28 protein-coding genes are annotated in these 26238 nt (G+C 62.5%); 11 read left to right on the forward strand and 17 right to left on the reverse strand.

Going from position 1 to position 26238, the window contains the following annotated elements; translation table 11 throughout:
• Positions 1-7: 7 nt before the first annotated feature.
• Both nuoM and nuoN read left to right on the forward strand, forming a co-directional pair.
• On the forward strand, positions 8-1537 hold the full coding sequence (gene nuoM / locus WBK23_RS11535) for an NADH-quinone oxidoreductase subunit M (RefSeq protein WP_424484099.1): 1530 nt from the start codon (positions 8-10) through the stop codon (positions 1535-1537).
• Between the two features lie 7 nt (positions 1538-1544).
• Positions 1545-3014 (forward strand): NADH-quinone oxidoreductase subunit NuoN, encoded by a 1470-nt coding sequence (nuoN, locus tag WBK23_RS11540; RefSeq protein ID WP_424484100.1) that lies wholly within the window; start codon positions 1545-1547, stop codon positions 3012-3014.
• Between the two features lie 318 nt (positions 3015-3332).
• Here nuoN and WBK23_RS11545 read toward each other — a convergent pair whose 3' ends face one another.
• The 3 genes from WBK23_RS11545 to exbB are packed head-to-tail and all read right to left on the reverse strand — an operon-like array spanning position 3333 to position 5594.
• Positions 3333-4061, reverse strand: coding sequence for a TonB family protein (locus tag WBK23_RS11545; RefSeq protein WP_424484101.1), 729 nt, complete (start codon positions 4059-4061; stop codon positions 3333-3335).
• A complete protein-coding gene (gene exbD, locus WBK23_RS11550; protein ID WP_424484102.1) occupies positions 4058-4483 on the reverse strand; it encodes a TonB system transport protein ExbD in 426 nt (141 codons plus the stop codon). The genes WBK23_RS11545 and exbD overlap by 4 nt, the downstream gene beginning before the upstream one ends.
• 4 nt (positions 4484-4487) lie before the next feature.
• Positions 4488-5594, reverse strand: a complete 1107-nt coding sequence (gene exbB / locus WBK23_RS11555; protein ID WP_424484103.1) for a tonB-system energizer ExbB — start codon at positions 5592-5594, stop codon at positions 4488-4490.
• Positions 5595-5752: 158 nt separating this feature from the next.
• Here exbB and WBK23_RS11560 point away from each other — a divergent pair, with 158 nt between their 5' ends.
• Positions 5753-6613: an NAD-dependent epimerase/dehydratase family protein gene (locus WBK23_RS11560; RefSeq protein ID WP_424484104.1), complete on the forward strand. Its 861-nt coding sequence runs from the start codon at positions 5753-5755 to the stop codon at positions 6611-6613.
• A gap of 15 nt (positions 6614-6628) precedes the next feature.
• Here WBK23_RS11560 and WBK23_RS11565 read toward each other — a convergent pair whose 3' ends face one another.
• The 6 genes from WBK23_RS11565 to WBK23_RS11590 all read right to left on the reverse strand — a co-directional run bounded on the left by WBK23_RS11565 (position 6629) and on the right by WBK23_RS11590 (position 11917).
• Positions 6629-7360 (reverse strand): hypothetical protein, encoded by a 732-nt coding sequence (locus tag WBK23_RS11565; RefSeq protein WP_424484105.1) that lies wholly within the window; start codon positions 7358-7360, stop codon positions 6629-6631.
• Between the two features lie 49 nt (positions 7361-7409).
• Positions 7410-7790: a RidA family protein gene (locus WBK23_RS11570; protein ID WP_090250570.1), complete on the reverse strand. Its 381-nt coding sequence runs from the start codon at positions 7788-7790 to the stop codon at positions 7410-7412.
• Between the two features lie 57 nt (positions 7791-7847).
• Positions 7848-9956, reverse strand: a complete 2109-nt coding sequence (spoT, locus tag WBK23_RS11575; RefSeq protein ID WP_424484106.1) for a bifunctional GTP diphosphokinase/guanosine-3',5'-bis pyrophosphate 3'-pyrophosphohydrolase — start codon at positions 9954-9956, stop codon at positions 7848-7850.
• Positions 9957-10016: 60 nt separating this feature from the next.
• Positions 10017-10280 (reverse strand): DNA-directed RNA polymerase subunit omega, encoded by a 264-nt coding sequence (rpoZ, locus tag WBK23_RS11580; RefSeq protein ID WP_305621687.1) that lies wholly within the window; start codon positions 10278-10280, stop codon positions 10017-10019.
• Between the two features lie 114 nt (positions 10281-10394).
• Complete coding sequence (gene gmk, locus WBK23_RS11585) at positions 10395-11012, reverse strand: guanylate kinase (RefSeq protein WP_424484107.1); 618 nt, start codon at positions 11010-11012, stop codon at positions 10395-10397.
• A gap of 41 nt (positions 11013-11053) precedes the next feature.
• Positions 11054-11917, reverse strand: coding sequence for a YicC/YloC family endoribonuclease (locus tag WBK23_RS11590; protein WP_424484108.1), 864 nt, complete (start codon positions 11915-11917; stop codon positions 11054-11056).
• Between the two features lie 141 nt (positions 11918-12058).
• Here WBK23_RS11590 and rph point away from each other — a divergent pair, with 141 nt between their 5' ends.
• Both rph and WBK23_RS11600 read left to right on the forward strand, forming a co-directional pair.
• A complete protein-coding gene (gene rph, locus WBK23_RS11595; protein WP_275960216.1) occupies positions 12059-12781 on the forward strand; it encodes a ribonuclease PH in 723 nt (240 codons plus the stop codon).
• A 43-nt stretch (positions 12782-12824) separates the two neighbouring features.
• Positions 12825-13196 (forward strand): DUF4870 domain-containing protein, encoded by a 372-nt coding sequence (locus WBK23_RS11600; protein WP_424484109.1) that lies wholly within the window; start codon positions 12825-12827, stop codon positions 13194-13196.
• Between the two features lie 60 nt (positions 13197-13256).
• On the opposite strand, the gene WBK23_RS11605 is transcribed toward WBK23_RS11600, so the two are convergent.
• Positions 13257-14036 (reverse strand): exodeoxyribonuclease III, encoded by a 780-nt coding sequence (locus WBK23_RS11605; protein ID WP_424484110.1) that lies wholly within the window; start codon positions 14034-14036, stop codon positions 13257-13259.
• 93 nt (positions 14037-14129) lie between these two features.
• Here WBK23_RS11605 and pyrE point away from each other — a divergent pair, with 93 nt between their 5' ends.
• Positions 14130-14771 (forward strand): orotate phosphoribosyltransferase, encoded by a 642-nt coding sequence (pyrE, locus tag WBK23_RS11610; RefSeq protein ID WP_424484111.1) that lies wholly within the window; start codon positions 14130-14132, stop codon positions 14769-14771.
• Positions 14772-14794: 23 nt separating this feature from the next.
• Positions 14795-15388, forward strand: coding sequence for a DUF4124 domain-containing protein (locus tag WBK23_RS11615; RefSeq protein WP_424484112.1), 594 nt, complete (start codon positions 14795-14797; stop codon positions 15386-15388).
• A 1-nt stretch (position 15389) separates the two neighbouring features.
• On the opposite strand, the gene WBK23_RS11620 is transcribed toward WBK23_RS11615, so the two are convergent.
• The 5 genes from WBK23_RS11620 to coaBC form a co-directional block, all read right to left on the reverse strand.
• Positions 15390-15836: an acyl-CoA thioesterase gene (locus tag WBK23_RS11620; protein WP_424484113.1), complete on the reverse strand. Its 447-nt coding sequence runs from the start codon at positions 15834-15836 to the stop codon at positions 15390-15392.
• A 272-nt stretch (positions 15837-16108) separates the two neighbouring features.
• Entirely contained in the window at positions 16109-17014 is a 906-nt protein-coding gene (gene argB, locus WBK23_RS11625) for an acetylglutamate kinase (protein ID WP_424484114.1), read from the reverse strand.
• A gap of 31 nt (positions 17015-17045) precedes the next feature.
• Entirely contained in the window at positions 17046-19631 is a 2586-nt protein-coding gene (locus tag WBK23_RS11630) for a phosphomannomutase/phosphoglucomutase (protein WP_424484115.1), read from the reverse strand.
• Positions 19632-19674: 43 nt separating this feature from the next.
• The gene (dut, locus tag WBK23_RS11635) at positions 19675-20130 is read right to left on the reverse strand and encodes a dUTP diphosphatase (RefSeq protein WP_397492156.1); all 456 of its coding nucleotides are present in this window, start codon (positions 20128-20130) and stop codon (positions 19675-19677) included.
• A gap of 29 nt (positions 20131-20159) precedes the next feature.
• Positions 20160-21368: a bifunctional phosphopantothenoylcysteine decarboxylase/phosphopantothenate--cysteine ligase CoaBC gene (coaBC, locus tag WBK23_RS11640; protein WP_424484116.1), complete on the reverse strand. Its 1209-nt coding sequence runs from the start codon at positions 21366-21368 to the stop codon at positions 20160-20162.
• Positions 21369-21653: 285 nt separating this feature from the next.
• Here coaBC and radC point away from each other — a divergent pair, with 285 nt between their 5' ends.
• Complete coding sequence (radC, locus tag WBK23_RS11645; RefSeq protein ID WP_424484117.1) at positions 21654-22328, forward strand: RadC family protein; 675 nt, start codon at positions 21654-21656, stop codon at positions 22326-22328.
• A gap of 60 nt (positions 22329-22388) precedes the next feature.
• Here radC and WBK23_RS11650 read toward each other — a convergent pair whose 3' ends face one another.
• Positions 22389-23978 (reverse strand): ABC transporter substrate-binding protein, encoded by a 1590-nt coding sequence (locus WBK23_RS11650; protein ID WP_424484118.1) that lies wholly within the window; start codon positions 23976-23978, stop codon positions 22389-22391.
• Between the two features lie 360 nt (positions 23979-24338).
• Here WBK23_RS11650 and rpmB point away from each other — a divergent pair, with 360 nt between their 5' ends.
• Both rpmB and rpmG read left to right on the forward strand, forming a co-directional pair.
• The gene (gene rpmB, locus WBK23_RS11655) at positions 24339-24575 is read left to right on the forward strand and encodes a 50S ribosomal protein L28 (protein WP_090240685.1); all 237 of its coding nucleotides are present in this window, start codon (positions 24339-24341) and stop codon (positions 24573-24575) included.
• Between the two features lie 10 nt (positions 24576-24585).
• Entirely contained in the window at positions 24586-24741 is a 156-nt protein-coding gene (rpmG, locus tag WBK23_RS11660) for a 50S ribosomal protein L33 (protein ID WP_007894709.1), read from the forward strand.
• 206 nt (positions 24742-24947) lie between these two features.
• Here rpmG and WBK23_RS11665 read toward each other — a convergent pair whose 3' ends face one another.
• On the reverse strand, positions 24948-25313 hold the full coding sequence (locus tag WBK23_RS11665) for a cupin domain-containing protein (protein ID WP_424484119.1): 366 nt from the start codon (positions 25311-25313) through the stop codon (positions 24948-24950).
• A gap of 251 nt (positions 25314-25564) precedes the next feature.
• Between WBK23_RS11665 and WBK23_RS11670 the strand changes: the two genes are divergently transcribed.
• Positions 25565-26238: aldehyde dehydrogenase family protein (locus tag WBK23_RS11670; RefSeq protein WP_424484120.1), on the forward strand; the 674-nt coding region annotated here is incomplete at its 3' end.

Consider the following 26238-nt stretch of genomic DNA (forward strand, 5'->3'; position numbering starts at 1 on the left):
AACCGTCATGATTCTGCCCTGGCTAATCCTGATCCCCTTTATCGGCGGCCTGCTGTGCTGGCAGTTCGAGCGTTTCGGCAATACCCTGCCGCGCTGGATCGCCCTGCTGACCATGGGCCTGCTGTTCGGCCTGGGCCTGTGGCTGTGGTCCACCGGTGATTTCAGCCTGGCCCCCGCGCCAGGCGGCGATCCGGTCTGGGCCTCCGAGTTCAAGCTGCAGTGGATCGAGCGCTTCGGCATCAGCGTGCACCTGGCGCTGGACGGCCTGTCGGTACTGATGATCAGCCTCACCGGTCTGCTCGGTGTGCTCTCGGTGCTCTGCTCGTGGAACGAGATCCAGAACCGCGTCGGCTTCTTCCACCTCAACCTGATGTGGATTCTCGGCGGCGTGGTCGGTGTGTTCCTCGCCGTCGACCTGTTCCTGTTCTTCTTCTTCTGGGAAATGATGCTGGTGCCGATGTTCTTCCTCATCGCGCTCTGGGGTCACAGCGGCAGCGACGGCAAGACGCGCATCTACGCCGCCACCAAGTTCTTTATCTTCACCCAGGCCAGCGGCCTGATCATGCTGGTGGCGATTCTCGGCCTGGTGTTCGTGCACTTCGACCAGACCGGCGTGTTGACCTTCAACTACGCCGATTTGCTGAAAACCAAGATGAGCGCCGGCACCGAGTACGTCCTGATGCTCGGCTTCTTTATCGCCTTCGCGGTGAAGTTCCCGGTGGTGCCGTTTCACTCCTGGCTGCCGGACGCCCACGCTCAGGCCCCTACCGCCGGTTCCGTGGACCTGGCCGGTATCCTGTTGAAAACCGCCGCTTATGGCTTGATGCGCTTCGCTTTGCCACTGTTCCCCAATGCCTCGGCCGAATTCGCGCCGATCGCGCAGTGGCTCGGCGTGTTCGCCATCATCTACGGCGCGCTGCTGTCGTTCGCGCAGACCGATATCAAGCGCCTGGTGGCTTACTCCAGCGTGTCGCACATGGGCTTTGTGCTGATCGCCATCTACTCCGCCAGCGAAATCGCCCTGCAGGGCGCGGTGGTGCAGATGATGGCGCACGGTCTGTCTGCCGCGGCGCTGTTTATCCTCTGCGGCCAGCTCTACGAGCGTGTGCACACCCGTGACATGCGCGAGATGGGCGGGATCTGGGCGCGTATGCCCTGGTTGCCGGCTGTCAGCCTGTTCTTTGCGGCCGCTGCACTGGGCCTGCCGGGTACCGGCAACTTCGTCGGCGAGTTCCTGATTCTGATCGGCAGCTTCCAGAGCGCGCCGTGGGTCACCATCGTGGCCGCCACCGGCCTGGTGTTCGGTTCGGTGTACTCGCTGATCATGATCCACCGTGCCTACTTCGGTCCGGCCAAGGCGGATACCGCGCTGCCCGGCCTGAAACCACGCGAATTGAGTATGGTGCTGGGCCTGGCCGTGCTGCTGATCCTGCTTGGCGTCTACCCGCAGCCGGTGCTCGACACCTCGGCCGCCAGCATGCACGGCGTGCAGCAGTGGCTGGGTAGCGCTCTCAATCAACCTGTTTTGGCCCGGTAAGTAGCGTATGGAATTCACGACTCAACACTTTATCGCGCTGCTGCCGCTACTGATCACCAGCGCCACCGTCGTGGTGGTGATGCTGGCAATCGCCTGGAAGCGCAACCACGCCATGACCTTCGGGTTGTCGGTGCTGGGCCTTAACCTGGCGCTGCTGTCGCTGATCCCGGCGCTCGAGGTGACACCGCTGCAAGTGACGCCGCTGCTGCTGATCGACAACTTCGCCTGCTATTACATGGGCCTGGTGCTGGCTGCAACGCTGGCTTGCGTGACGCTGACCCACGCCTACCTGGGCGGCGAATCGGGCAAAGGCTACCCAGGCAACCGCGAAGAGCTGTACCTGCTGATGCTGCTGTCCGCTGCCGGCGGTCTGGTACTTGTTAGCGCGCAGCACCTGGCTGGGCTGTTTATTGGCCTGGAACTGCTGTCGGTGCCGACCTACGGCATGATTGCCTACGCCTTCTTCAACAAGCGTTCGCTGGAAGCCGGCATCAAGTACATGGTGCTGTCGGCCGCAGGTTCGGCCTTCCTGCTGTTCGGCATGGCCTTGCTCTACGCCGAATCCGGCAGCCTGAGCTTTGCCGGCATCGGTGCCAAGCTGGCGGCTGATGGCCTGCCGAGCATGCTCGCGCAGCTTGGTATCGGCATGATGCTGATCGGCCTGGCCTTCAAGCTGTCGCTGGTGCCGTTCCACCTGTGGACCCCGGACGTCTACGAAGGCGCGCCGGCGCCGGTCGCCGCCTTCCTCGCTACCGCCAGCAAGGTCGCGGTGTTTGCCGTACTGCTGCGTCTGTATCAGATCTCGCCGGTGACCGCTGGCGGCTGGCTGAGCGAGCTGCTGACGGTGATCGCCATCGCCTCGATCCTCTTCGGGAACCTGCTGGCGCTGCTGCAGAGCAACCTCAAGCGCCTGCTCGGTTACTCGTCGATCGCCCACTTCGGCTACCTGCTGGTGGCGCTGATCGCCAGCAAGGGCCTGGCCGTGGAAGCGGTCGGCGTATACCTGGCCACCTACGTGCTGACCAGCCTCGGTGCGTTCGGCGTGATCACCCTGATGTCGACGCCGTACAGTGGTCGTGACTGCGATGCTCTGTACGAATACCGTGGGCTGTTCTGGCGGCGGCCGTACCTGACCGCTGTGCTGACCGTGATGATGCTGTCGCTGGCCGGCATTCCGCTGACCGCCGGCTTTATCGGCAAGTTCTACGTGGTCGCTGCCGGTGTGCAATCGCAGCAGTGGTGGCTGCTTGGCGCGCTGGTCATCGGCAGCGCTGTCGGCGTGTTCTACTACCTGCGGGTGATGGTCACTCTGTACATGGTCGAACCCAACCTGCGTCGCCACGACGCAGACATGCACTGGGCCCAACGCGCCGGCGGCATCATGCTGGTGTTCGTCTCGCTGCTGGCGTTCTTCCTCGGCGTTTATCCGCAGCCGTTGCTGGAGCTGGTGCAGCAGGCCGGCTTGATGCCGCTGTAAGCCAGGCCGCTTTTACAGGCACGGTCTACGCGGCCGTGCCTGCGCCGCGATCCCAATATCTCAGCACCACTGCCCGGCAGCCCTTGTCGCGCTGCGGTGCTGATGCTGTTCCTCTTCTAGTCCACGCATGATGTTCTCGCAGATGTTTTGTCCGCTGTCGGCTTATCGCAGCCGTATCTAAGCATTTCTGGTATCAGCCGCTGTCTTGTTCAGCCGCTGAACCTGTCTGTTGCTACTCCTCCCACGTGGATAAACGGGCAAGAAAAAGGCCGCGTCCTTGCGGAGGCGGCCTTGGCGTGTTGCGGCTCTAGCGCCGGTTCAGTTGCGTTCCAGGGCGTAGATAAAGGAGGTGACGATCACCACGCTGCCGTTCTTCAGCACTTCGGCGGGCGGCAGCGGCAGCGGCTGGGCGCGGCGGATCATCTGCAGGGTGGCATGATCCAGCGATGAGCTGCCGGAGCGGCCGACCAGCGAATGCGAGACGACCTTGCCCTTGGCATCTACGACGAAACGCAGCCGGGTTGCGCCTTCGATGCCGCGACGACGGGCGTCATCCGGGTAGCGCTTGTGCTTGGCCAGGTGGCTGAGCAAGCGGCTCTGCCAGCTGACTTCGGCTGCGCTAGGCGCGCTGCTGGCGGCGGGTTGCGGTGCCGCTGGCTTGTCTTCGGCCTTGCTGACCAACTCGGCCGGCGCGTCATTCGGCGCTTCTTCGGCGGGCTTGACCACCGGCTCGACCGGTTTGGGCGGCTGTGGCCGTGGTTTCGGCTTGGGTTTTGGCTTGGGCGGGGTAAGCGCCAGACGCGGCTTGGGCGCTTCTACCAGCTTGGGCAGTGGCTCGGGTTCTTCCGGTTGCACCACTTGCGGTGCAACCGGCTTGGCGGCGGCCGGCACCGGCAGTGGTGCCAGCTCGACCAGCATGGCCGCCGGTGGAACTTCCTCGATAACCGGCGGCTGCCAGTAGAGTGCCCAGAAGAACAGCGCGGCATGCAGGCCTACGACCAGCGCCAAACTGATAGCCCAGAAGGGCAGGCGACGCGATGCGGTCATTGCGCGCTAACCGATTCTAGGCCCACCAGGCCGATCTTCAGGTAGCCGGCGCTGCGCAGGTTATCCATCACTTCCATCAGCGAGGCGTAATCGACGGTTTTATCGCCACGGACGAAGATGGTCTTCTCCTTGTCGCCGTTGGTGCGTTTGTCCAGGGCGCCGCCGAGCTGGGCCTGAGCAACCGGATCGTTGTCCAGGTGCAGGCTCTTGTCTTCCTTGATGCTCAGGTAGATCGGCTTGTCCGGGCGCGGTGCTGGCTTGGCACTGGAGGCAGGCAGGTCGATCTTGATATCGACGGTGGACAGCGGTGCGGCGACCATAAAGATGATCAGCAGCACCAGCATCACGTCGATAAAGGGGGTGACGTTGATCTCATGACTCTCTTGCAGGTCATCGCCACCGTCGTTCAGATGCAGGCCCATGTTCTCAGACCACCTTGACCACGTGGGGTTGCTGTGACTGGCGCTCGTTGCTCGGCACTTGGTCGAGATCGCGGCTGACCAGCAGCAGTACGTGGGCGGAAGCGTCCGCCACCTGGGCGCGGTAGCCGGTGATGGAGCGGGCGAAGACGTTGTAGATGATCACGGCCGGAATCGCCGCAACCAGGCCCAGTGCAGTGGCCAGCAGGGCTTCGGCGATGCCTGGGGCGACCACGGCGAGGTTGGTGGTCTGCGATTTGGCGATGCCGATAAAGCTGTTCATGATGCCCCATACGGTGCCGAACAGGCCGACGAATGGCGCGGTAGAGCCGATGCTGGCGAGTACGCCGGTACCGTGGCTCATCTGCCGGCCAGTGGCAGCAACCAGACGCTCCAGGCGGAAGCTGACGCGTTCCTTGATGCCGTCTTTTTCCCGGCAGCCGCTGGACAGTGCCAGTTCTTCGCGGGCGTCTTCGATCAGGTGGGTGCTCAGGCTGTTAGTGCCGCGGGTTTGCTCGGCGGCCTGGCGCAGGGTGCGTGCGGTCTTCAGTGCAGGCAGTTCGCGTTGCAGGCGACGACGGGCGCTGATCAGCTCGATGCTCTTGGCCAGCCAGATGGTCCAGGTCAGGATCGAAGCCAGGACCAGACCGATCATCACGCTCTTCACCACGATATCGGCGTTCTGGTACATGCCCCAGGGCGACAGGTCATGCATCAGATCGCTTTCTGCAGCGAGCTCTGGCGCTGCCGGGGCTTGCAGGGCGCTGATAAGCTTTTGTGCGTCTTCAGCGTTGATGTTGTTTTCGGTCATGTACTGCTGCTGAGTCGCGCTGATCTGCTCAGGCGTGGCTTGCTCGCCGAGGGCGGCCATTTTCGCGCGCAGGGCAACCAGCTCAGGTGCTTCGGCAACCGGCGCGGTAGACTGTTCGGCAACAGCCGGGGCGGTCTGCAGCGAGGCTGCTGTGGCAGCGGGCGGAGTCGCAGGAGGCGTTGCGGGTTCATTGGCGAAGCTGCTGACCGGCAGCAGCAGGCTGAGAACAAGGGTACCGAGCGCGGCGAAGGCACGGGCTCGTGACGCTGGAGTTGGCTGAGCGCTGGAGGCGATAGAGTGCATGCTGGCGGACCTGAAATGGGAAGAGCTTGACCACGGCTTGCTCGGCCATGGCATCGAAGATACAAATATTATTGCAAATAATTCTTGTTTGGCACAATGCCAATGTAACTTTATTGCATTTGGCCGCCCTGGCCGCGACTGTTCGTGAGGTGTTGCTGATGTCTGTTGCTCGTACGTTGTTGGTCGCCGGCTGCGGTGATGTGGGTGGTCGCCTGGCCACGCAAATGCTCGCGGTGGGCTGGCGCACCTATGGCCTGCGGCGCACGGTCGCAGAGCTGCCGGTCGGTGTACTGGCGGTTGCTGGTGATTTGCAGCAGTCGATCTGTCCGCCGCAATGGCCGCAGGAGCCACTGGATTACCTGGTGTACTGCGCCGCCGCGACGAGCCATGACGAGGCCGGCTACCGGGCTGCCTATGTCGATGGCCTGCGCAACGTGCTGGCCTGGCTGGCGCAGCACGGGCAAACACCCAAGCGTCTGCTGTTTGTCTCCAGCAGCGGGGTGTATGGCCAGCAGGGTGGCGAGTGGATCGACGAAACCTCTGCCGCCGAGGCCACGGGTTATTCCGGGCGCATCATGCTCGAAGCCGAGCAACTGGCGCTGAACAGTGGGGTTGCCGCCAGCGTGGTGCGTCTGACCGGAATTTACGGGCCAGGCCGCGAGTGGCTGCTGACCCAGGTGCGCCAGGGATATCGGGTGGTCAGTGAGCCGCCGCTCTACGGCAACCGCATCCATGCCGACGATGCCGCGGGGTTGCTGGCGTTTCTGCTACAGGCTGATGCGCGTGGGGTGGCGCTGGATGACTGCTATATCGGTGTGGATGACCAGCCGGCGGCGCTGCATGAGGTGGTGGCCTGGCTGCGTGAGCAGCTGGGCGTCAGTCATTGGAGCGAGCAGTCGACGGTGCGCCGTTCCGGCAGCAAGCGTTGCAGCAATGCGCGGGCGCGTGCAATGGGCTGGCAGCCGCAGTATCCGAGCTACCGTGAGGGCTATGCCGCGATCTTGGCTGGAGATGCCTAGCGGGCTGCTGAATGGCTACTTTCGTTCTAGCAACCAGCGTTGCTGGCCTTTGCTGTAGTCGGGCATCTCGTCGATCTGCGCGCGGTTGAGTGCTTCGAAAATGCGCATCTGCTCGCCTTCACGCTCAAACAGCCAGGTCTGCCCCTGTTCGCCCAGTTGCAGCCAGATGCTGTCGAATTCACCGCTCATGGCCGCACAGTCGCCGGCCAGGCACAGCGCATAGCGTTCGGCGCCTGGCATACCTTGCAGTGTGCCGTCGGGCTGGAACAGCACCAGGCCACCTTCGCCAAGCCCTTCCTTGATCAGCCAGGTGCCGCCTAGGTAGGCGCTGTAAAGTGCATGCTCGAAACTGCTGCCGGGTGGCGGCGGCGTGCTGATTGCGGCCGCGCGAGTAAAGCGCTGCTCCGGCCAGGTGTCGCTCTGCGCCTGGATCAGTTCGGCTTTACTGAGGCTCAGCCATTCCTGATAGTCGCCGTAGAAGTGCACGCGGTAGCGGCCGTCCTGTGCTTGCGTCAGGTTGCCTTCGCCACGCTCGAAGCCATTGCTGAAACTGGCCAGCTGGCGTTGGCTATCGATCTGCCATTCAAGGTTGGGGCCGTAGGCGAGCAAAGCCTCACGCAGGTTGCCGCCCTCGACTGCGGCGTCGATGGCCGCCTGGTTGATCCAGGTGCCGGCCGGGTCTTGCACTGGGCTGGCGCAGCCGCTGAGCAGGCCGGTGGTGATCAGGACAGCGAGCAGGCGACGCATGGGCGTTTCCTTGAGAGGCGAGGGCGGGGCGCAGGCCCCGCCGAGAGGCTTATTCGAGAACCAGAATAGCGTCCATTTCGACCTGCGAGCCGCGTGGCAGGGCGGCTACGCCGATGGCGGCGCGGGCTGGGTAAGGCTGCTCGAAGTAACGGCCCATGACTTCATTGACCTTGGCGAAGTGCGACAGGTCGGTGAGGAAGATGTTCAGTTTGACGATGTCCTTGAACGAACCGCCAGCCGCTTCGGCCACGGCCTTGAGGTTCTCGAACACCTGCACGGTCTGCGCTTCGAAACCTTCCACCAGCTCCATGGTTTTCGGATCCAAAGGGATCTGCCCGGACATGTAGACGGTGTTGCCAGCCTTGATCGCCTGGGAGTAGGTGCCGATGGCGGCCGGGGCTTTGTCGCTAGTGATGACGCTCTTGCTCATGATGAGCTCCTTGTTATTGATCGGGTTGCGCGGCAGGGCTGCCGCGGCATAAAGGCTTCAGGCGCGTGCGCGGGTGATGCGGATCACTCCGGTGAGGGCGCGCAGCTTCTTGATCACGCGGGCCAGGTGCACGCGGTCATGCACGCTGACCACCAGTTGGACCACGCTGATACGGCCGTCGCGTTCGTCCATGCTGATCTTCTCGATATTGCCATCGGCGGCATTCACGCTGCCGGCGAGCAGGGCGATCAGGCCGCGCTGGTGTTCCAGCTCGACGCGCAGTTCAACATTGAACTCGCCGGTAACGTCCTTGGCCCAGGACAGCTGGATGCATTTTTCCGGGTTGTGGCGGATTTCGCCGATGTTCTTACAGCTGTCCAGGTGCACCACCATGCCCTTACCGGCGGACAGGTGACCGACAATCGGGTCGCCGGGAATCGGTGTGCAGCACTTGGCGTAGCTCAGCACCAGGCCTTCGGTGCCGCGAATCGCCAGCGGGCCTTCGCTGCTCGGCAGGGCTTCGCCGCTGTCGCTGAGCAGGCGGCGCGCCACCACATAGGCCATGCGGTTGCCCAGGCCGATGTCTTCGAGCAGGTCTTCCAGCAGCTCCAGGCGGTATTCGGCGAGTACGGCTTGCACGCGCTCGGGAGCGAGCTTGTCGACGCGGCTACTGAACCCAGCCAATACCTTGTTCAGCAGGCGTTCGCCGAGGCTGATGGATTCCGAGCGACGCTGCAGTTTCAGCGCGTGGCGAATGTGCGTGCGCGCCTTGCCGGTGACCACGAAGTTGAGCCAGGCAGGATTCGGCCGTGCGCCGGGAGCGGTGACGATTTCTACCGTCGAGCCACTTTCCAGGGCTTGCGACAGCGGGGCCAGGCGGCGATTGATGCGGCAGGCGATACAGGTGTTGCCGACGTCGGTGTGCACCGCATAGGCAAAGTCGACCGCCGTGGAGCCTTTCGGCAGCTCCATGATGCGGCCCTTGGGCGTGAACACGTAGACCTCGTCGGGGAACAGGTCGATCTTCACGCTCTCGATAAACTCCAGCGAGTTGCCGGCGCGTTGCTGCATTTCCAGCACGCCCTTGACCCACTGGCGTGCGCGGGCGTGGCTGCCCTTGGGCTGGTCTTCTTCGTTGGATTTGTACAGCCAGTGCGCGGCAATGCCGTTGTTGGCCAGCTCTTCCATCTCGCGGGTACGGATCTGAATCTCGATCGGTACGCCGTGCATGCCGAACAATGTGGTGTGCAGCGACTGGTAGCCGTTGGCCTTGGGGATCGCGATGTAATCCTTGAAACGGCCGGGCAGGGGCTTGTACAGGTTGTGCACGGCACCGAGCACGCGGTAGCAGGTGTCGACCTTGTCGACGATGATGCGGAAGGCGTAGACGTCCATGATCTCGTTGAACGCCCGGCGCTTGCCGCGCATCTTCTGATAGATGCCGTAGAGGTGCTTTTCGCGGCCCATCACCTCGCCTTCCATGCCCTCGCGAGCCAGGCAATGGCTGATCGACTCCTCGATCTTGTTGACGATTTCCTTGCGGTTGCCGCGGGCGCGCTTGACTGCAGTGCGGATGCGCTCGGAGCGCATCGGGTGCATGGCCTTGAAGCCCAGGTCCTCGAACTCGATGCGCATGCTGTGCATGCCCAGGCGGTTGGCGATCGGGGCGTAGATTTCCAGGGTTTCCTTGGCGATGCGCCGGCGCTTTTCGCCGGACAGCACTTCCAGGGTGCGCATGTTGTGCAGGCGGTCGGCCAGTTTGACCAGAATCACGCGGATATCGCGGGCCATGGCCATGGCCATCTTCTGGAAGTTCTCGGCCTGGGCCTCGGCCTTGGTCTCGAAGTTCATCTGGGTCAGTTTGCTGACCCCATCGACTAACTCGGCCACGGATTCGCCGAACTGCGCGTCCAGAGCTTCCTTGGCAATACCGGTGTCTTCGATCACGTCATGCAGCATCGCGGCCATCAGGCTCTGATGGTCCATGTGCATGTCCGCCAGGATGCTCGCCACCGCCAGGGGATGGGTGACGTAGGCTTCGCCGCTGCGGCGGCGTTGGCCGTCGTGGGCTTGTTCGGCGTAGAAGTAAGCGCGGCGAACCAGATTGACCTGGTCGCCGTCGAGGTAGGTCGAAAGTCTGTCGGCGAGGGCGTCTATGCTCGGCATGGGCGCTCCCCTTGCCGATTCAGATGACCTTGCGCCTGACGACGTCGACCCGGCATAGGCTTACAGAGGCTCGTTAGCCTCTTCCTCGAATGCTGCAAACAGTGGCTCTTCTTCGACGATTTCGTCTTGGGCGATGACGTCGTAGCTCATCAGGCCAGCGGCGATTTCACGCAGCGCGACTACGGTCGGCTTGTCATTTTCCCAAGCCAGCTTCGGCTCTTTGCCACCGGTAGCCAGTTGGCGCGAGCGCTTGGTAGCGAGCATGACCAGCTCAAAGCGGTTATCAACGTGATCCAGGCAATCTTCGACGGTAACGCGGGCCATGGTGTTCCTCGTAGCAAATGCGTAGTAGAGCTGGGCCCAAATGGGCGAGCGGACTGGATAGTCTAAAAAATCACCAGCATTAAGGGAAGCTTTGATTTGCCGCCGGGCGATAAGTCAGACCAGTAACTCGCTGAGCAAACCGCTGTGGCGTTGCTGTTGTGGGCCTTGTAGCAGCTGATTGGCGCGGAAAATCGCCTTCAGATCGCTCAAGGCGTGCGAGAAGTCATCGTTGATCAGCAAGTAGTCGTATTCGACGTAGTGGCTCATCTCGCTGACGGCTTCACGCATGCGCCGCTCGATGATCTCGCCGCTGTCCTGGCCGCGGTTGGTCAGGCGGTGGCGCAGGGCTTCCAGGGTCGGCGGCAGGATAAAGATCGATTTTGACTGCGGCATCAGGCGGCGCACCTGCTGAGCGCCTTGCCAGTCGATCTCCAGAATCAGGTCGATGCCTTCAGCCAGGGTTTTCTCTAGCGAGCGCTGCGAGGTGCCGTAATAGTTGTCAAACACCTGGGCGTGTTCAAGGAACTCGCTCTGTTCAAGCATGGCGGTGAACTGCGAGTGATCGACGAAGTGGTAGTGCACACCGTCCACCTCACCCGGGCGCATGGCGCGCGTGGTGTGTGACACCGACACGCGGATGTGTGCTTCGCTGTCGATCAGCGCTTTGACCAGGCTGCTTTTGCCTGCGCCCGAGGGGGCGGAAATAATGTAGAGCGTGCCGCTGGTGGCCATGTGCGTGTCCTGTATTTCCGTGGGTAAAGCCTAGCAGTGGCTTACTCGATGTTCTGCACTTGTTCGCGCATCTGCTCGATCAAGACTTTCAAGTTGACGGCGGCTTGGGTGCTACGGGTGTCGAAGGCCTTGGAACCGAGGGTGTTGGCTTCGCGGTTGAGTTCCTGCATCAGGAAGTCCAGGCGGCGGCCTGCCTGTCCGCCGGTTTTCAGCACGCGACGCACTTCGCTGACATGGGTGCTGAGGCGATCCAGCTCTTCGGCGACATCGCTTTTCTGCGCGAGGATTACCAGCTCTTGCTCCAGGCGCTGCGGGTCGAGTTCGGCCTGCATCTCGGCGCAGCGGTCGAGAATCTTTTGCCGCTGGCCGGCAAGCATCTGCGGCACCAGTTCGCGCAGGGCGACTACTTGTTCGAGGATGCTGTCCAGACGCTCATTGAGCAGTTTGGCCAGTTCGCTACCTTCGCGTTCGCGGCCGTTTTTCAGTTCGTTCAGCGCCTCGGTGAACAGGCTCAGAGCGCTCTGATTCAATGCTTGAGGGTCAGCGGCATCGGCCACCAGTACCCCGGGCCAGCCGAGCACTTCCAGCGGGTTGAGTGCGGCGGGCTGTTTGATCAGGCCAGCCACGCTTTCGGCGGCGGCGACCAGTTGTGCGGCGCGCTCCAGATCGACTTGCAGAGCTTTGCCGGCATTGTCGTCGCTAAAGCGCAGGGTGCATTCGACTTTGCCGCGCGACAGGCCGTTGCGCAGCGCTTCGCGCACTGCGCCTTCGAGGTCGCGGAAGCTTTCTGGCAGGCGCAGGTGAGGTTCCAGGTAGCGATGGTTGACCGAGCGCAGCTCCCAGCTCAGGGTGCTGTTGGCACCGGCCTGCTCGGCGCGGGCGAAGGCAGTCATGCTGTGAATCATGGGGCAAACCTCGCGAAAAATCGGAACGAAAGGCGCAGGATTGTAGCGCAGTGCGTCGGGCGCTCCCAATTCGGCATACCGCCACGGGCTTACGGCCCTATAATGCCGAGCAGATTTTTTATTCAGAGCAGGTATTCCTAAATGAAACGTCCCAGTGGCCGCGCCGCCGATCAGTTGCGCTCGATTCGCATCACCCGCAACTACACCAAGCATGCCGAGGGTTCGGTGCTGGTGGAGTTTGGCGATACCAAAGTGATTTGCACGGTCAGTGTCGAGTCGGGCGTACCGCGTTTTCTCAAAGGCCAGGGCCAGGGTTGGCTGACCGCCGAGTACGGCATGCTGCCGCGCGCCACCGGCGACCGTAACCAGCGTGAAGCCAGTCGTGGCAAGCAGGGCGGCCGCACCCTGGAAATCCAGCGCCTGATCGGCCGTTCGCTGCGCGCCGCGCTGGATATGTCCAAGCTGGGCGAGAACACCCTGTACGTCGACTGCGATGTGATCCAGGCTGACGGCGGCACCCGCACCGCGTCCATCACTGGTGCCATGGTGGCGCTGGTCGATGCGCTAAAAGTGATCAAGAAGCGTGGCGGCCTGAAAGGCGGCGACCCGCTCAAGCAGATGATCGCTGCGGTATCGGTAGGCATGTACCAGGGCGAGCCGGTGCTGGATCTGGATTACCTGGAAGATTCCGCCGCCGAGACCGACCTCAACGTGGTGATGACCAGCACCGGTGGCTTTATCGAGGTGCAGGGCACCGCCGAAGGCGCGCCGTTCCAGCCGGCTGAGCTGAATGCCATGCTGGCGTTGGCGCAGAAAGGCATGACTGAGCTGTTCGAGCTGCAACAAGCGGCTCTGGCTGACTGATTGAGCTTTACTAAAAGAAGCCCATCACGCAAGGAGAAGCACCATGAGCGACGAGTCCCAAGCGCCACAGCCGGTTCCCGGTCCTGAAGCCCGCCAGTGGGCCATGTTCTGCCACTTCGCCGCCTTTCTCGGGCTGGTGATTCCCTTCGGCAACCTGCTTGGGCCGTTGATCGTCTGGCAGATCAAGAAGGACCTCGATCCGTTCGTCGATGCTCAGGGCAAGGAAGCGCTGAACTTCCAGATCAGCGTGGCCCTGGCCGCGCTGCTGTGCTTCCTGTTGATGGTCGTCGTGGTGGGCTTCCCGCTGCTGGTGCTGGTCAGCATCGCAGCGCTGGTGCTGACTATTATTGGCGGGATCAAGGCTAATGAAGGCCAGGCCTATCGTTATCCCTTCGCCTGGCGCTTGGTGAAGTAAGCGTTTCGCAGATGTAAAAAAGCCGGCAGATCGCCGGCTTTTTTCTGCCTGTTGTTCAGGCTATACGCTGAGAATCCAGTCGTAATCGACGATCAGCGGCGCGTGCTGCGAGAAGCGCGGCTGACGCGGCAGGCGGGCGCTGCGGATGCTGCGGCGCATGCCGGGCGTCAGCAGTTGGTAGTCGAAGCGATAGCCGAGGTTGAGCTGTTCGGCCTGCTCGCTGTCCGGCCACCAGCTGAACTGGTCGCCTTCGCGGCTGACTTCGCGCAGTGCATCGACATAGCCCATGGTGCCGATCACTTCGTCCAGCCAGGCACGTTCCGGTGCAAGGAAACCAGGTGATTGCTGGCAGTCGCGCCAGTTTTTCACGTCGAGCTTCTGGTGCGCCACGTAGAACGAGCCGCAATAGATGTACTCGCGGCGCTTGCGGCGCTGCTTGTCCAAATAATGGGTGAAGTCGTCCATAAACTTGAATTTTTGATTCAAGCTCTCATCACCCTGCTGCCCCGAAGGCATCAGCATGGTGGCAATACTTACTTTGTCGAAATCGGCCTGCAGGTAGCGCCCATAGCGATCGGCCATTTCAAAGCCGAGGCCGCTGATTACCGCCTTGGGTTGCAACCGCGAATACAGCGCCACGCCACCTTGGCTGGGCACTTCTGCATCGCAGGCATAGAGGAAATAGCCATCCAGTTGGAGGGCTTGGTCGTCCAGTTCAAAGGCGGAGGCGCGGGTGTCCTGCAGGCAGATGACGTCGGCATTCTGTGCTTGCAGCCAACTGAGCAAACCGCGCTCGACTGCCGCATGAATACCATTCACGTTCACACTGATGATCCGCATAAATGGCCCCCAAAATCACGTGCGTGTATGATACCCGAGCTCACCTCTATTAGCTAAATTACCTAGTAAATCCGTGCCGTCCGGGACTTTTCCATGCAAGCGTATCAACGCGATTTCATCCGTTTTGCCATCGAGCGTGGGGTTCTGCGCTTTGGCCAGTTCACCCTCAAATCCGGGCGTATCAGTCCTTATTTCTTCAATGCCGGGCTGTTTGACAGCGGTTTGGCCCTGGCTCAGCTCGGGCGTTTCTATGCGGCGGCGATAGTCGACAGCGGCATCGACTTCGATGTGCTGTTTGGCCCTGCCTACAAAGGCATTCCGCTGGCGGCGACCAGCGCCGTGGCGTTGGCTGAGCATCATCAGCGCGACATGCCCTGGTGTTTCAACCGTAAGGAAGCCAAGGATCACGGCGAGGGCGGCACCCTGGTCGGCGCGCCGCTGGCGGGCAAGGTGTTGATCATCGATGACGTGATCACCGCCGGTACGGCGATCCGTGAAGTGATGCAGATCATCCAGGCCCAGGGTGCGCAGGCCGCGGGCGTGCTGATCGCGTTGAACCGTCAGGAGCGCGGCAAGGGCGAGCTTTCGGCGATCCAGGAAGTCGAGCGCGACTACGGCATGCCGGTGGTGAGCATTGTGTCACTCGAGCAGGTGCTGGAATATCTGGCAGAGGATGCTGAACTCAAGCAGTATCTGCCAGCGGTAGAAGCCTACCGCGCCGAATACGGAATCTAACCTGCCGATAAGGTGCTGTATCGATGCGTAGACCTGCCTTGACCTGCTGTTCGCTGTTGCTTGGCCTATTGCTGCCGGTTGTGGCGGGTGCGGCTGAGCTGTACCGCTATGTCGATGACAAGGGCACCACGGTGCTCAGCCGTCAGGGCGTGCCGCCGGAATTCATCGCCAAGGGCTATGAAGTGCTCAACGACCAGGGCCGGGTGGTCAAGGTCATTCCGCCGGCCCCGAGTGCCGAGGAGATGAAGCGCCTGCTGGCCGACAAGGCCCGCGCCAGCACCGATGCGCAGTTGTTGCGCCTGTACAGCACGCCGGAAGACGTTGACCGCGCGCGTGAGCGCAAGCTGAGTGAATTGGATGGTCTGATTGGTGTGGCGCGCGGTAACTTGCAGTCGGTGCGTACGCAGCAGGCTAACCTGCAGAGCCAGGCCGCCGATCACGAGCGTGCAGGGCGTGCGGTGCCGGCGCACCTGCTGGCGCAGATCGACAACCAGAAGGCCGAGCAGGAGCGCCTGAATAGCGATATTGAACGCTATCAGGCGGCCCGCAAAGAAGCCGATAGCAGCTTCGATGCGGATCGTGATCGGCTTGCCGAGCTGTTGAACCGGCGTCAGTGAGTCATTGCTGCGGCGCGCAGCGCTCATAACCCTGAATCTTCAAACGTAGCCATTCGGGCAGCGGGCTGCTGGTGCGGCTGGCGCTGTCGGCATGCACGTACACCACTTCGCCACTGGTCAACGGCTGTTCGCCGCGCCAGATACCCAAGGCAAATGTCAGGCTGGAACGCCCCAGGCGGGCGACCCGGATGCCAATCTGCAGCTCATCATCGAAGCGCGCCGGGGCCAGGTATTCGAGCAGCGTCTTGATCGCGAAGAAATCCCCGCCATCACGGCTCAGGTCGCCCGGATAGCGGATGCCCAGCGCGCGAAAGTATTCGGTGATGGCGACATCGGCATAGGTCAGGTAATGCCCATTGAAGACGATGCTCTGCGGATCGACCTCGGCCCAGCGCACGCGCAGGCTGTGGAAAAAGCGGAAGGCTTCGCGCGACGGTGCGGTTGGCATGGGATAAGCCTCTGGTTGGCCGTGTGGGAGGCCTGAGCATCAGGGCTGACGCGTTGCACGGCAAGGCGTTGAGCGGTCGATCAGGCACCTGAATCAGCCAGGATTACCCGGCTGATTTGCTTATGGATGCTTAGAACCTATTTAGGATCTTGCGAGCTAGAGGCCTACAAGGCGAAAACAGGCGAGGAAGCGGAGTTTACTGATGTAAATGAGCATTCCGAGCCTGTTTTTAACGCAGTAGGGTCGACGCGCAGCAGATCGTAAACAGGTTCTTAGTGACGTTTGCGGTTGCAGATCAGGGTGCCGACGCCGCTGTCGGTGAAGATTTCCAGCAGCACCGCGTTTGGCACCCGGCCATCGATGATGTGCGCGCTGGTCACGCCGCCTTGCACGGCTTCCAGGGCGCAGCGGATCTTCGGCAGCATGCCGCCGTAGATGGTGCCATCGGCGATCAGGCCGTCGACCTGTTCGGTGGTCAGGCCGGTGAGTACCTGGCCTTGTTTGTCCATCAGGCCGGCGATATTGGTCAGTAGCATCAGCTTTTCGGCTTTCAGCGCTTCGGCGACCTTGCCGGCGACTAGGTCGGCGTTGATGTTGTAGGACTCGCCATCCGGGCCGACACCAATCGGCGCGATCACTGGAATAAAGTCGCCTTTGACCAGCATGTTCAGCAGGTCGGTGTTGACCCCGGTGACTTCACCGACATGGCCGATATCGATGATTTCCGGCTGAGTCATTTCCGGCGTCTGCCGAGTAACCTGCAGCTTCTTCGCGCGGATCAGTTGCGCATCCTTGCCGGTCAGGCCGATGGCGCTGCCGCCGTGCTGGTTGATCAGGTTGACGATGCTCTTGTTGACCTGGCCGCCGAGAACCATTTCCACCACGTCCATGGTGGCGGTGTCGGTGACGCGCATGCCGTCGACAAAGTGGCTTTCGATGGAGAGGCGCTTGAGCAGGTCGCCGATTTGCGGGCCGCCGCCGTGCACAACCACCGGGTTGATGCCGACGGCCTTCATCAGCACGATGTCGCGGGCGAAGCCTTGCTTGAGCTCTTCGCTTTCCATGGCGTTGCCGCCGTACTTGATCACCAGGGTCTTGCCGACAAACCGGCGGATATACGGCAGTGCTTCGGACAGTACCTTGGCGACATTGGTGGCGGCATCACGTTCGAGGGTCATGCAGGGCTCCAGTAGAAAATTCGCGATTCAATCAAAACGGCAGGTCGAGATCAGGTACGACGCTGTACAGCTGGGCGCGGAACACTTCCTTGATCCGTTCGAGTTCCTGTTCGGTTTCCGCCTCGAAGCGCAGCACCAGCACCGGCGTGGTGTTGGAGGCGCGTACCAGGCCCCAGCCTTTGGGGTAGTCGACGCGCACGCCATCGAGGTTGGTGATATTGCCTTCGCCCCACACGCCGTCGCGTTGCAGGCGTTCGATGATGCTGAACTTGCTCTGCTCGGTGACTTCGATATTGATCTCCGGGGTGGAGATATCGTTGGGGAAGGCGCTGAACACATGCTCGGCGTCGCGGCGGTCCTGGCTGAGAATTTCCAGCAGGCGGGCGGCGGCGTAGATGCCGTCGTCGAAGCCGAACCAGCGCTCCTTGAAGAAGATATGCCCGCTCATTTCGCCGGCCAGCAGCGCGCCGGTTTCCTTCATCTTCTTCTTGATCAGCGAGTGGCCGGTCTTCCACATCACCGGGCGGCCGCCGTAGCCGCTGATCAGTGGGGTCAGGCGGCGGGTGCATTTGACGTCGAAGATGATGTCGGCACCAGGGTTGCGCGATACCACATCCTTGGCGAACAGCATCAACAGGCGGTCCGGGTAGACGATGGTGCCGGTGTTGGTCACCACGCCGACACGGTCGCCGTCACCGTCGAAGGCCAGGCCGATATCGGCTTTCTCGCTTTTTACCTTGGCGATCAGGTCGGCCAGATTCTCTGGCTTGCCGGGGTCGGGGTGGTGGTTGGGGAAGTTGCCGTCGACTTCGCAGTACAGCGGAATCACCGAGCAACCCAGCGCCTCGATCAGCTGTGGGGCGATAACTCCGGCCACACCGTTGCCGCAATCGACCACCACGCGCATGGGCTTGGCCATGGCGATGTCGTCGCGGATTTGCTTGAAGTAGCGCTCCAGCACATCAACCTGCTCGACCGTGCCGACACCAGTGGCCAGGTCGTTGCTGTCGATGCGGGTTTTCAGCGCCTGGATCTGTTCGTTGGCCAGGGTGTCGCCGGCGATGACGATCTTGAAGCCGTTGTAGTCCGCCGGGTTATGGCTGCCGGTGAGCATCACCGCCGATTTGCCGGTGAGAATATGTCCGGCGTAATACACCACTGGGGTCGGCACCATGCCGACATCGCTGACCGTGCAGCCGCAGTCGAGCAGGCCCTGGATCAGTTGTTGTGCCAGCTCCGGGCCGGACAGGCGGCCATCGCGGCCCACGGCAACGTTCGGTTCACCCTGGGCCAGGCTCTGCGAGCCGATGGCGCGGCCGATCCAGTAGGCGGTTTCGCCATTCAGGGTGCGACCGACCACGCCGCGAATATCGTAGGCGCGGAAGATGTCGGCCGGCAGCTGGGGCACGCTCGGCTTCACCGGCGCGGGGGCGGGCTCATCGAGGCCGAGCAGGTCCTGGTCTTCGTCGAGGATGTCGATATCGAGGATATCGGTGTCCTGGAACAGCGGGTCGACCATGGATGCCGCCTGGGCCTGCATGGCGCTGGCCCGCTCGGGGCTGTCGGCGGGTGCCACAGCGACCTGTTCGGTGGCCCTGCGCGGCAGGCGGGCGAGGGTCTGGGCGAGGATGTCGAGGGCTGGTAGGCGCAGGCTGAAGGCTTTTACCGCCTTGCCGGCGGAGAGTTCCTTGACCAGCTGGCCGAGTTGCAGCACGTCATCGCGCAGCTGGTGTTGCAGGGTGCTGTTGAGCAGGTACAGACCGACCAGGGCCCCGGCCAGGGCAATCAGCCCAGCGATGGCCAGCAACAGCGGCGAGAACACCGAGTCGGTCAGCGATGGGCCGGGGGTGAAGCTCAGCGACCAGTTGGGGTTGCCGGTGGCAAATGCCTGTGCGGGACCTTTGGCCTGGCCGCGTTGGGCGAGCACCTGGGCGGCGGTGTTGTTGAACTGCTGGATCAGCTGGACCTGGCCGATTTCCGCCGGCATCACGGGCAGGCTGGCTAGCAGGCGCTCGAGATCGACCACCAGCAACAGGGTGCCATGCAGCGGCTCGCCGGCGCTCAGGCGCAGTGGCGCGGCGCTATAGACCAACCAGCGTTGGCCGACCTTGTAAGCCTCGGGTGCGGCGGCTTGGCCGTTTTCCACGCGGCGCAGCATGTCCAGTGCAGCAAAGTTCATCGGCGCGCTGCGGCCCATGTCCTGCACGGCCTGGCCGCGCGGGTTGAGGTGAGCGTCGACCACCGCGTGCCAGTAACTGAGGTTGCGTTCGGCGGCGCGGATCTGGTTGATGTCCTGGCTCTGCAGCGCCTGCAGCAGCTGCGGGTTGCGCGCCGCTGCCTGGGTGTCGGCAGCCAGTTGTTCGAGGGCTTTTTGCAGCACGGTGGCTTGGCCGCCGCCCCACGCCTGGCTGAGCTGCTGCATCTGTTGCTGGTTGGCGGTATTCAGCGGGCCGAACCAGAGCAGGGCTCCGGCCAGGACGATGCCGATAACGGCCGGCAGCAGGCCTGGCAGCAAGGCACCGAGGCTGGACTTGGCGCGGCCAGTTGCGGCGCTTGCACCCTTGGCGTCGGGCGCGTCGGCGCTGGCGTCCTTGGCAGTGCGCTTGAAGAGTTTCATGCAGCGTCTCCTCGGCAATTCATCCTGGAATAGATTGGGGTAATCAGTGGCTGCCGGAGTGACCGAAGCCGCCTGCGCCGCGCTGGCTTTCATCGAACTGCTCGACCAGCTCGAAATGCGCCTGCACCACCGGCACCAGGATCAGCTGCGCGATGCGCTCGCCGATAGCAATGGTGAAGGCGCTCTGGCCGCGGTTCCAGCAGGACACCATCAGCTCGCCCTGGTAGTCCGAGTCGATCAGGCCGACCAGGTTGCCGAGCACGATGCCGTGCTTATGGCCCAGCCCCGAGCGCGGCAGGATCATCGCCGCCAGGCCAGGGTCGCCGATGTAGATCGACAGGCCCGTGGGGATCAACACGGTTTGCCCAGGCTCAAGCACCAGCTCCTGCTTGAGCATGGCGCGCAGGTCGAGGCCGGCGGAGCCTGGTGTGGCGTAATGCGGCAGGGGGAATTCGTTGCCCAGGCGCGGGTCGAGGATCTTGGCTTGTAAGGCGTGCATATCAGGCTCTGTGGTCGGTGAGTAAGGCGTCAGCTGCGTGCCAGGCGCTCGGCAATAAAGCTCACCAATTGGCGGGCGATCTTGCTTTTGCTGGTCTGGGCGAAGCTGCTCTGCTGGAGCTCACGGTCGATAATGGTGATGGCGTTTTCTTCGCTGTTGAAGCCGATGCTCGGGTTGGCCACGTCGTTGGCCACGATCAGGTCGAGATTCTTGTCCTTGAGCTTGCGCGAGGCATATTCCAGCAGGTTCTCGGTTTCGGCGGCGAAACCGACGCTGAACGGCCGGTCAGTGCGCGTGGCCAGGGTGGCGAGAATATCCGGGTTGCGCACCATTTGCAGGAGCAGACCGTCGCCACTGCTCGGGTCTTTCTTCAATTTGTGCTGGGCGACCACTTCCGGGCGGTAATCGGCCACCGCAGCGGCGGCGATCAGCAGGTCGCAGGGCATGGCGGCTTCGCAGGCGGCGAGCATGTCGCGGGCGCTGGTGACATCGATGCGGGTGACCCGGTCGGGTGTCGGCAGGTGCACCGGGCCGCTGATCAGGGTGACCTTGGCCCCTGCTTCGGCGGCCGCTTCGGCGAGGGCGAAGCCCATCTTGCCGGAGCTGTGGTTGGTGATATAGCGCACCGGGTCGATGTTTTCCTGGGTCGGGCCGGCGGTGATCAGCACGTGCTTGCCGGTCAGCGCCTGATGCTGGAAACAGTCGGCGGCGCATTGCACCAGTTGCTCGGCTTCGAGCATGCGGCCCAGGCCGAGATCGCCACAGGCCTGGCTGCCGGCCGCCGGGCCGAACAGGTGCAGGCCGCGCTGGGTCAGCAGCTGGGCATTGGCCTGGGTCGCCGGGTCGCGCCACATGGCCTGGTTCATCGCCGGTGCCAGCGCGACGGGGGCGTCGGTGGCCAGCACCAGGGTGCTCAGCAGATCATCGGCCACGCCTTGTGCCAGGCGCGCCATCAGGTCGGCGGTGGCGGGGGCGATCAGTACCAGGTCGGCCCAGCGCGCCAGTTCGATATGGCCCATGGCGGCTTCGGCCTCAGGGTCGAGCAGGTCGAGGTGCACCGGGTGTCCGGACAGTGCCTGCAGGGTCAGCGGGGTGATGAACTCACGGCCGCCCTTGGTCATCACCACGCGAACGTCGGCGTCCTGATCCTTGAGGCGGCGAACCAGTTCAGCACTTTTATAAGCGGCAATACCGCCGCCCACGCCAACAATGATGCGTTTCCGATACAGCCGCTGCATAAGCCTGCCTTTATAAGAGGTTCAGTACGAAAGCTGCCGAGGCATTGCGGGTGTGGCGTTTAAAGCAGGCTCGGCAGTTTGGATGGCACGCATTGCGTGCACTGCTCGCCCGTTTTATGAGGCCTGACCTTCGCGTGGCAGACGTTCTGTGCCGAACCTGATGAATGTGCGCCGCGGCGGTGACGCCTCCCCAGGCCAGTCGCCGCGCAAAGTTGGGCTACGATATCACAGCGGCCGCAGGGGAACAGCGGCGTCAGGAGCCGCTCAGGCTCACATGGAGGTGCTATGAGTATTCGCGATTGGCCCGCGGCCGAACGCCCGCGTGAGAAGCTTCTGGGGCAGGGCGCGGCGAGCCTGACCGATGCCGAATTGCTGGCGATTTTCCTACGGACCGGCGTGCCAGGGCAGAGCGCGGTGGATCTGGCGCGCCACCTGTTGGGCGATTTCGGCAGTCTGCGCGCTTTATTGCAGGCCGATCTGGCCTCGTTCAGCCAGCGCCTGGGCCTAGGCCCAGCCAAGTTCGCCCAATTGCAGGCGGTGCTGGAGATGGCGCGGCGGCACCTGGCCGAGCAACTGCGCCGTGATTCGGCGCTGGAAAGCCCGCAAGCCGTGCGTGATTACCTGAAAGCGCTGTTACGCCATGAGCCGCATGAGGTGTTTGGCTGCCTGTTTCTCGATGCCAAACACCGGGTGCTGGCGTTTGAGGCGCTGTTTCATGGCTCCATCGACAGCACCAGTGTCTACCCGCGCCAGGTGGTCAAGCGTGCGTTGGCGCATAACGCGGCGGCGTTGATCCTGACCCACAACCATCCGTCTGGCGTCGCCGAACCGAGTCAGGCGGATCGGGTGCTGACCCGTCGGCTGAAAGAAGCCCTGGAGCTGGTGGATGTACGCGTACTCGACCACTTTATCGTCGGCGACGGTGAGCCGTTGTCGCTGGCCGAGTACGGCTGGCTGTAGGTCGGCTGATGGGGCGGGGCTGTCGCGGCTAAAGCCCCTCCCACGAAATCGGGGTGAGCGTCAGGGGGCCAGGCGCACCTTGGCAAAGTCCTGGCGGCCGAACGGGCTGACCCGATAACCCTCGACTTCCTTGCGCATCAGCGCGTAGGCAGTCGGGTGTGCCAGCGGTAACCACAGCGCCTGTTGCTGGATGATTGTTTGCGCTTCTTTATAAAACTGGCTGCGCTGCGCGGGGTCGCTGCTGGTTTTGCCCGCGCTGATCAGCTTGTCCAGTTGTGGGTCGCAGTAGCGGGCGAAATTCAGTCCGGATTCGACCGAGGCGCAGGCAAATTGCGGGGTGAGGAAGTTGTCCGGGTCGCCGTTGTCGCCCGCCCAGCCCATAAATAGCAGGTCGTGCTCGCCAGCCTTGGCGCGGCGAATCAGTTCGCCCCACTCGATTACGCGGATTTCTGCCTGGATACCGACTTTGCCCAGATCGGCCTGCAGCAACTGCGCGCCCAGGCTCGGGTTGGGGTTGAGCAGGCTGCCGTTGGGGCGGGTCCAAATGGTGGTTTTAAAACCGTCGGCCAGGCCGGCTTCTTTCAGCAGGGCGCGGGCCTTCTGCGGGTCGTGGGCATAGCCCGGCAGCTCGGCGGCATAGCTCCAGGTATTGGGCGGGTAGGGGCCGTTGGCCGGTGTGGCGCTGTTCTCGAACGCCGCCTTGAGGTAGCTGGCTTTATCGAAGGCCAGGTTGATCGCCTGGCGCACGGCGGGCTTATCCAGCGGCGCGTGCTGGCTGTTGATGCCGACGAAGGCGGTCATAAAGGCGGCGGTGTGGGTGCTTTTCAGCGTGCTGTCCGCGCCGATCGCCTGCACGTCCTGTGGCTTGGGCGATAAGGCGATATGGCATTCGCCGCGGCGTAGCTTCTGCAGGCGCACGTTGGCATCCGGGGTGATGGCGAACACCAGGTTATCCACCGCCGGCTTGCCGGCGAAGTACTCCGGGTTGGCGCTGTAGCGCACGCTGGCGTCTTTCTGGAAGCGCTTGAAGATAAACGGGCCGCTGCCGACCGGCTGTTTGTTGAGCTCTTCTGGGGTGCCAGCAGCCAGTAGCTGCGCCGCGTATTCGGCCGAATAGATGGAGGTAAAGCCCATGCTCAGGGTGGCCAGGAAGGTCGCGTCAGGGCGGTTGAGGGTGAAGCGCAGGCTGTGCTCGCCGGTTTTTTCCACGCTCTTGATCAGGCTCGGTAACTGCATCGACTGGACATGTGGGTAGCCGCTTTGCGCCACCTTGTGCCACGGGTGGTTGGGGTCGAGCATGCGCTGGAAGCTGAACAGCACATCGTCGGCATTCAGTGGGCGGCTGGGGCTGAAGGTGTCGGTGCGGTGGAATTTCACCCCGGGGCGCAGGGTAAAGCTGTAGTTCAGGCCGTCGGCACTGACTTCCCAGCTTTGTGCCAGGCTGGGTTGCAAGGTGCCGCTGGATGCGTCGAACTCCACCAGGCGGTTCATCAGCATGTCGGCCGAGGCGTTGGTGGTGGTCAGCGAGTTGTACTGCACTACGTCGAAGCCATCGGGGCTGGCCTCGGTGCACACGCTAAGGGTGCTGGCATGCGCCAGCGCGGGAATCAGCAGCGGGGCGAGTAGCAGCGGAAAGGCGGCGAGGCGCATGGCAAACTCCTGAGCAATGCGGTGCGCGCTATGCTGTGCACCGGCGAAAGGCTAACCCTAGGCCATTAGGCAGCCGCAGGGCAAACGATCTTGGCGACGAGTGGTCTGTGCGCCGCGCCGCCCTTGGCTGCTGGCCTGAGCGCGGTCTGCAGGGGCTAGCGCCGCAGTGAGGAAAGTACGTTTAGCCTTGTTGCGCTTTAGGCTTTCTGGTATAAAGCAGCGCTCTTTTGTAGGGGCCCGGTTCTTGCGCTTTCAGGTACGGCCGGTAAGACCCTCGAGATACGCGGCGCTGAGCGCCAAGATTGAATATTAGCGGCCAACCCATGCCGGGTTGGGCATGTGGTTTTAGAGGGCTGAGGCATGTCGAGAGTCTGTCAAGTTACCGGTAAGGGTCCGGTAACCGGGAATAACATTTCCCACGCAAACAACAAAACCCGTCGTCGTTTCCTGCCGAACCTGCAGCATCACCGCTTCTGGGTCGAGTCTGAGAACCGTTTCGTGCGTCTGCGCGTTTCTGCCAAAGGCATGCGTTGCATCGACAAGCGTGGTATTGACGTCGTTCTGTCCGAGCTGCGCGCTCGCGGCGAAAAGGTTTAAGGAGAAAGTCATGCGTGAATTGATCCGTTTGATCTCGAGTGCCGGTACTGGTCACTTCTACACTACCGACAAAAACAAGCGCACCACTCCGGACAAAATCGAAATCAAAAAATTCGATCCGGTTGTGCGTAAGCACGTGATCTACAAGGAAGGCAAGATCAAGTAATTGATCTGGCACCTTGCCGAAAAAGCCCGCTTCTAGCGGGTTTTTTCTTGCCTGCGATTTGGCCTCATTAGGAGCAGGCCATAAAAAATGGCTGGGAGCCATTTTTAACGTTGCGTAGCAACGGCCCGCAGGGTGGCCGCCAGGGATGGCAGGCCATAAAAAGCCCGCACGTGGCGGGCTAAAGGGTGACGCGTGAAAGCGATGAATCAGCTCGCGGCTTGCTCGAACATCACATAGACCTTGCGGCAGGGCTCCAGTACTTCCCAGGTGCCGGAGAAGCCGGCCGGGATAACGAAGCGGTCGCCGGCGCGCAGGGTCTTGGCGTTGCCGTCCTTGTCGCGCAGCACCGAGACGCCCTGGAGAATTTCGCAGTACTCGTGTTCGGTGTAGTTGACCGTCCAGTGGCCCACTGCGCCTTCCCAGATGCCCGCGTTGAACTGCCCGCAAGGGCTGCCGTAGTGGTTACGCACGCTTTGCTCGGGGTCGCCCTTGAGGACTTTTTCCGCGGCCGGGCGGTAATGCTCGGGCGTGGTGGTGACGGTGGCGAAGTCGACGATCTTTTCGATGTTCATAAGCGGTCCGCTATGGATTGAGCGCCTGCTATCGCCAGGCTTATGGGTGGTTGGGTGAAGATTTTTGCAGTCTATGTTTAATAAAGCGCACATAACAAGGCTGATTGACGCTCATCTGTAAAAAATATTGGAACTGTGCAGGCCGCTGGTTTAGTGTTGCCGGCAGGATCGGGCTTGCCTAAAGCCTGCCGTATTTTTGACAGCGCGTGCGGCCAACCTGCCGCGCTCTACTAGCGATAGAGGATGTACGAATGACTAGCCTGACTCGTGCCGACTGGGAGCAGCGCGCCAAGAATCTGAAGATCGAAGGCCGCGCCTTCGTCCATGGCGAATACCGCGCCGCTGTTTCGGGGGCGACGTTCGAGTGCGTCAGCCCGGTCGACGGCCGTCTGCTCGGCCTGGTGGCCAGCTGTGACCTGGCTGACGCGGAACTGGCGGTGAGTGACGCCCGCGCCACCTTCGAGTCGGGTGTGTGGTCGCGTCTGGCCCCGGTCAAGCGCAAGCAGGCGATGATTCGCTTCGCCGACCTGATGGATCAGCACGCTGAAGAGTTGGCGCTGCTGGAAACCCTCGACATGGGCAAGCCGATCGGCGATGCGCTGAGCGTTGATGTGCCGGGTGCTTCGCGCGCGATCCGCTGGAGCGGCGAGGCGATCGACAAGATTTACGACGAAGTGGCGGCCACTCCGCACAACGAACTGGGCCTGGTCACCCGTGAGCCGGTTGGCGTGGTCGCGGCCATCGTGCCGTGGAACTTCCCGCTGATCATGACTTGCTGGAAGCTCGGCCCAGCCCTGGCTACCGGTAACTCGGTAATCGTCAAACCCTCGGAAAAATCGCCGCTGACCGCCATTCGCCTGGCTCAGCTAGCGCTTGAAGCGGGCATTCCAGCCGGCGTGCTGAATATCCTGCCGGGCTATGGCCA

Origin of the sequence: Pseudomonas sp. (assembly GCF_049653025.1) — a bacterium.
In the GTDB taxonomy this organism is placed as follows: domain Bacteria; phylum Pseudomonadota; class Gammaproteobacteria; order Pseudomonadales; family Pseudomonadaceae; genus Aquipseudomonas.

Excerpts from the sequence above, each read along its gene's own strand:
- nuoM (WP_424484099.1), top strand. The coding sequence starts at position 8 with ATGATTCTGCCCTGGCTAATCCTGATCCCCTTTATCGGCGGCCTGCTG.
- nuoN (WP_424484100.1), top strand. The coding sequence starts at position 1,545 with ATGGAATTCACGACTCAACACTTTATCGCGCTGCTGCCGCTACTGATC.
- WBK23_RS11545 (WP_424484101.1), bottom strand. The coding sequence starts at position 4,061 with ATGACCGCATCGCGTCGCCTGCCCTTCTGGGCTATCAGTTTGGCGCTG.
- exbD (WP_424484102.1), bottom strand. The coding sequence starts at position 4,483 with ATGGGCCTGCATCTGAACGACGGTGGCGATGACCTGCAAGAGAGTCAT.
- exbB (WP_424484103.1), bottom strand. The coding sequence starts at position 5,594 with ATGCACTCTATCGCCTCCAGCGCTCAGCCAACTCCAGCGTCACGAGCC.
- WBK23_RS11560 (WP_424484104.1), top strand. The coding sequence starts at position 5,753 with ATGTCTGTTGCTCGTACGTTGTTGGTCGCCGGCTGCGGTGATGTGGGT.
- WBK23_RS11565 (WP_424484105.1), bottom strand. The coding sequence starts at position 7,360 with ATGCGTCGCCTGCTCGCTGTCCTGATCACCACCGGCCTGCTCAGCGGC.
- WBK23_RS11570 (WP_090250570.1), bottom strand. The coding sequence starts at position 7,790 with ATGAGCAAGAGCGTCATCACTAGCGACAAAGCCCCGGCCGCCATCGGC.
- spoT (WP_424484106.1), bottom strand. The coding sequence starts at position 9,956 with ATGCCGAGCATAGACGCCCTCGCCGACAGACTTTCGACCTACCTCGAC.
- rpoZ (WP_305621687.1), bottom strand. The coding sequence starts at position 10,280 with ATGGCCCGCGTTACCGTCGAAGATTGCCTGGATCACGTTGATAACCGC.
- gmk (WP_424484107.1), bottom strand. The coding sequence starts at position 11,012 with ATGGCCACCAGCGGCACGCTCTACATTATTTCCGCCCCCTCGGGCGCA.
- WBK23_RS11590 (WP_424484108.1), bottom strand. The coding sequence starts at position 11,917 with ATGATTCACAGCATGACTGCCTTCGCCCGCGCCGAGCAGGCCGGTGCC.
- rph (WP_275960216.1), top strand. The coding sequence starts at position 12,059 with ATGAAACGTCCCAGTGGCCGCGCCGCCGATCAGTTGCGCTCGATTCGC.
- WBK23_RS11600 (WP_424484109.1), top strand. The coding sequence starts at position 12,825 with ATGAGCGACGAGTCCCAAGCGCCACAGCCGGTTCCCGGTCCTGAAGCC.
- WBK23_RS11605 (WP_424484110.1), bottom strand. The coding sequence starts at position 14,036 with ATGCGGATCATCAGTGTGAACGTGAATGGTATTCATGCGGCAGTCGAG.
- pyrE (WP_424484111.1), top strand. The coding sequence starts at position 14,130 with ATGCAAGCGTATCAACGCGATTTCATCCGTTTTGCCATCGAGCGTGGG.
- WBK23_RS11615 (WP_424484112.1), top strand. The coding sequence starts at position 14,795 with ATGCGTAGACCTGCCTTGACCTGCTGTTCGCTGTTGCTTGGCCTATTG.
- WBK23_RS11620 (WP_424484113.1), bottom strand. The coding sequence starts at position 15,836 with ATGCCAACCGCACCGTCGCGCGAAGCCTTCCGCTTTTTCCACAGCCTG.
- argB (WP_424484114.1), bottom strand. The coding sequence starts at position 17,014 with ATGACCCTCGAACGTGATGCCGCCACCAATGTCGCCAAGGTACTGTCC.
- WBK23_RS11630 (WP_424484115.1), bottom strand. The coding sequence starts at position 19,631 with ATGAAACTCTTCAAGCGCACTGCCAAGGACGCCAGCGCCGACGCGCCC.
- dut (WP_397492156.1), bottom strand. The coding sequence starts at position 20,130 with ATGCACGCCTTACAAGCCAAGATCCTCGACCCGCGCCTGGGCAACGAA.
- coaBC (WP_424484116.1), bottom strand. The coding sequence starts at position 21,368 with ATGCAGCGGCTGTATCGGAAACGCATCATTGTTGGCGTGGGCGGCGGT.
- radC (WP_424484117.1), top strand. The coding sequence starts at position 21,654 with ATGAGTATTCGCGATTGGCCCGCGGCCGAACGCCCGCGTGAGAAGCTT.
- WBK23_RS11650 (WP_424484118.1), bottom strand. The coding sequence starts at position 23,978 with ATGCGCCTCGCCGCCTTTCCGCTGCTACTCGCCCCGCTGCTGATTCCC.
- rpmB (WP_090240685.1), top strand. The coding sequence starts at position 24,339 with ATGTCGAGAGTCTGTCAAGTTACCGGTAAGGGTCCGGTAACCGGGAAT.
- rpmG (WP_007894709.1), top strand. The coding sequence starts at position 24,586 with ATGCGTGAATTGATCCGTTTGATCTCGAGTGCCGGTACTGGTCACTTC.
- WBK23_RS11665 (WP_424484119.1), bottom strand. The coding sequence starts at position 25,313 with ATGAACATCGAAAAGATCGTCGACTTCGCCACCGTCACCACCACGCCC.